This window comes from Janthinobacterium sp. FT14W (assembly GCF_009208755.1).
GTDB lineage: Bacteria > Pseudomonadota > Gammaproteobacteria > Burkholderiales > Burkholderiaceae_D > Janthinobacterium > Janthinobacterium violaceinigrum.
Genome location: NZ_WFLL01000099.1, coordinates 1 through 3,096, shown reverse-complemented (window position 1 = coordinate 3,096; position 3,096 = coordinate 1). Strand labels below are relative to the sequence as shown.

Annotated in this window: 1 pseudogene; it reads left to right on the top strand. The window is 62.2% G+C overall.

Going from position 1 to position 3,096, the window contains the following annotated elements:
- Positions 1-5: 5 nt before the first annotated feature.
- Positions 6-3,096: pseudogene (locus tag GCN74_RS28095) on the top strand (hypothetical protein); the annotation flags it as partial.

Sequence of the window (3,096 nt, the reverse complement as noted above, 5' to 3'; positions counted from 1 at the left end):
TCGAGGTGGCGGGGCAGCGGGCCGAAGTCGTCATCGCCAACCCGGCCGGCGTGAGCGTCGATGGCGGCGGTTTCATCAATGCCAGCCGGGTCGTGCTGACGACGGGCACGCCAATGTTCAACGACGGTAGCCTGGACGGCTACATGGTGCAGCGCGGGGTAGTGACCATCAACGGCCGCGGCCTGGACACGTCGCTGAGCGATTACACGGCCATCCTGGCGCGCGCCGCGCAGATCAACGGCGGCATCTGGGCGCAGGAACTGAAGGTGGTGACGGGGACGAACCAGATCGATGCGGCGCATGGCGTGGCGGGCGCTGCGGCTGGTGCGGGGGCGGCCCCGGCGTATGCGCTGGACGTGGCACAGCTGGGCGGCATGTACGCGGGCAAGATCACCCTGGTCGGCACGGAAGCGGGCCTGGGCGTGCGCAACGCGGGCGTCTTGGCGGCCACGGCGGGCAACCTGGTGCTGCAGTCGAATGGCTGGTTGAGCAACAGCGGCAACATCCAGTCGGCCGGGGCGGGCAGCCAGACCAGCATTGCGGTGGCGGGCGACGTGGTCAACAGCGGTACCGTGTATGCGGGCGGCGACAGCCAGGTGCAGGCGCAGGGCAGTATTGCCAGTAACGGTTTGATCGCTGCGCAAAACAATGTCACGCTGCAGGCGATGGGGGCTGGGTCGCATATCGATTTGGCTGCCAGTGCCGTTGTTGCCAGTGGCCTCAATGCGGACAATAGCGTGCGCCAGGCCGGTGACTTGCGCATTGAGGCTGGCGATACGATTAGCATCCATGGCAATAGCGTCTCGGGCGGCAATAGCCAGATCGCGGCTGCCCAGTTGAGCCTGACGGATGCCAGGGTGTCCGGTGCACAGCTGAATATATCGGCCAGTGCGGGCGATCTCGATGCGAGCCGCGCGAACATCGCAACGCAGGGCACGATGTTGCTGAACGCCGCAGCGACGGTACGTACGGACGCGGCCGTTGTGACCGCCAATCAGATCGATCTGCGCGCGCATGACCTGTCCAATATCGGCGGCCAGATTGCGCAGTTCGGTACCAGCGATCTGCTGCTGCAGTTGCCCGGTACGCTGAATAATAGCTCCGGACGCATTGCGAGCAACAGCCAGAACCTGGCGATCCGCACGCACACGCTCTATAACGTCGATGGCAAGGTGGAGCATGCTGGCACGGGGGCATTCACCATGACCGTGGCCGATGCGCTGCTGGGCCAGCGTGGCCGCATTATCACGAACGGCGGCTTGTCGCTCGATGCCAACACGCTGGACCATCGCGATGCGGTCATGTCGGCGCAGCAGATAGGCATCAAAAGTGTCGTACTCGACAATGGTGGCGGCAGCATCAGCCAGACCGGTTCCGATCAGGCGTCGCTGCTGGCGACGCAAAGTCTGGATAATCGTGCCGGCAATATTGAACTTGGCGGCGACGCGGTGATAGCGACTTCGGTGTTGTCGAATGCCCAGGGACGCATTACCTCGACGCAAAGCATCGGTATCCAGGCCAGCGCGGAACTGGATAACCGCGCGGGCATAGTCGCGTCAGGACAGAACCTGACGCTTGAAGCCGCCAATATCGGCAATGCAGGGGGCACATTACAAGCGTTTTCCGGTCAGGCGAATCTGCAGTTTGCGGATTTAAATAACACCGCAGGCAGCATTTTCGCTGGAAGCAATGCGCATCTCCAGGGTAGCAATGCCTATAGCAGCGGCAGCGTGTATGCGGTCGGCAATCTGGCCTTGAATCTTGGTGGCAAACTCACAAATACTGGCGTCATCGCCGCGCATGGCAACAACAGCATTCGAGCCGACAGTGTAAGCAGTGGAGCGGGCAGCCTGATTGGTGCCGGTGTCAAATCCGATGGCGGTTTGGCCGCTGGCGGCGATCTGACCGTCAATGTGAGCAATGACCTGGCCGCGCATGGCCAAAATCTGGCCGCTGGAACGGCCAGTCTGAATGCGGCTTCGATTGACCTGGCTGCCAGTCAAACCAGCGCCTCGCAGATCGCCATGACGGCAAGCGCCGGTAATGTCAGTAGCGTAGGCGCGATCATCAGCACCCCTGGTACGCTATCGATTACGGCAAATGCCAATACGCGCCAGATACTGGACAACAGCAAGGGAACCCTAAGTGCCGGCCAGCTTGATGTCGCGCTCTCGGGTTTGAGTAACCGGGATGGCGTCATGATACAGACCGGTGCGGGCGACACGAATATTGCCCTGAAGTCGCCGAGCGCATTGCTGGACAATACGCGCGGCCGCATTGCCGTCAATAGCCATAGCTTGAATATCGCAGCATCGTCGGTGACCAATACGCAAGGACGTATTGAGCATGCGGGCAGCGGGGACCTGTCCCTTCAAGCAAGCGTTCTGCATGACGAACAAGGTACATTGATCAGCAATGGTGCCGTGCATATCGTTGCGGATACCTTGCAACACGATGGAGCAGTGACATCGGCGAATCGTCTGAATGTGGCTGCCAATTTGCTCAGCAATCATGCGGGCCAGTTGGTGCAAACGGGTACCGGCGACGCGGTGTTTACCGTCCAGCAACGATTGGACAATGCTGCTGGCGAGATTAGCAGTAATGGCACGCTGTCTTTGCAGGCCGGAAGCATAGACAATACCAAGGGACGGATCACGTCGGCAGCAGCGGCCTCCATCGCCAGCAAGGGGCAACTGGAGAATCGTGATGGCGTGATCAGTACGGGCAGCGACCTGGCATTCAAGACCGCTGGGGACTTTAGCAACACGGGCCTGATGTACGCAGGCCGCGACCAGCAGTGGACGGTGGGCGGCGCGCTGGCCAACAGCGGCTCCATCGCGGCGCTGGGCAATACGACCCTGCAGGCCAACCGCATCAGCAGCAGCGGCTTGCTGGGCGCGGGCCTCAAGGCCGACGGCAGCCTGGGCGCCAGCGGTGACCTGACCCTGACGGCAACACAAGGAATCACGGCCAGCGGGCAGAACCTGGCGGCGGGCCAGGCCAGCCTGACGGGCACGGCGCTGGACTTGAGCGGCAGCCAGACGGGCGCGGCCAACATCGCCTTGACGGCGAGTGCCGGCAACATCAGCACGACCG